Consider the following 769-nt stretch of genomic DNA (forward strand, 5'->3'; position numbering starts at 1 on the left):
CGCGACCTCCTGCGTGACAGGCAGGCATTCTAACCAACTGAACTACCAGACCAGAGATTTTTGCGAAAGCAAAATATCTTACATTACCTTGCGTCAGCAAAATATTCATCCTTCGGTTACCCATTAGACGTTTATTCACTTTCACAAAAATGGTATTGCGGGGACAGGATTTGAACCTGCGACCTTCGGGTTATGAGCCCGACGAGCTACCGAACTGCTCCACCCCGCGACGATATGATTTCGCTTCTTTTAAGCGTATTCCTTTTACTAAGGAAAGATATTTTGTTGAAGCAAAAATCTATGGTGGAGGATGACGGGATCGAACCGCCGACCCTCTGCTTGTAAGGCAGATGCTCTCCCAGCTGAGCTAATCCTCCAATATATAGCTTGTGTTCGCTTTCAGAAAAAACGTTGGTGACCCGTACGGGATTCGAACCCGTGTTACCGCCGTGAAAGGGCGGTGTCTTAACCGCTTGACCAACGGGCCAGTTAAAAATATTATGGCGGAGAGCAAGGGATTTGAACCCTTGAGACAGCGTTGACCGTCTACACGATTTCCAATCGTGCTCCTTCGACCACTCGGACAGCTCTCCTTATGGCTCCGCAGGCAAGATTCGAACTTGCGACCGATCGGTTAACAGCCGATAGCTCTACCACTGAGCTACTGCGGAACGATTTGCCTGGCGACGTCCTACTCTCACAGGGGGAGATCCCCCAACTACCATCGGCGCTGAAGAGCTTAACTTCCGTGTTCGGCATGGGAACGGGT

5 tRNA genes and 1 rRNA gene are annotated in these 769 nt (G+C 50.1%); all 6 read right to left on the reverse strand.

The features are described 5' to 3' along the window. Positions 1-155: 155 nt before the first annotated feature. Positions 156-229, reverse strand: a tRNA-Met gene (locus AAEO50_RS21175). A gap of 72 nt (positions 230-301) precedes the next feature. Further along, positions 302-377, reverse strand: a tRNA-Val gene (locus tag AAEO50_RS21180). A 35-nt stretch (positions 378-412) separates the two neighbouring features. Beyond that, a tRNA-Glu gene (locus tag AAEO50_RS21185) sits at positions 413-487 on the reverse strand. A 14-nt stretch (positions 488-501) separates the two neighbouring features. Beyond that, positions 502-593 (reverse strand) — tRNA-Ser (locus AAEO50_RS21190). A 3-nt stretch (positions 594-596) separates the two neighbouring features. Then, a tRNA-Asn gene (locus AAEO50_RS21195) sits at positions 597-671 on the reverse strand. A gap of 7 nt (positions 672-678) precedes the next feature. Beyond that, positions 679-769: ribosomal RNA gene (gene rrf / locus AAEO50_RS21200) — 5S ribosomal RNA — on the reverse strand; the annotation flags it as partial.

The organism is Rossellomorea oryzaecorticis (genome assembly GCF_038405515.1).
Lineage (GTDB): Bacteria > Bacillota > Bacilli > Bacillales > Bacillaceae_B > Rossellomorea > Rossellomorea oryzaecorticis_A.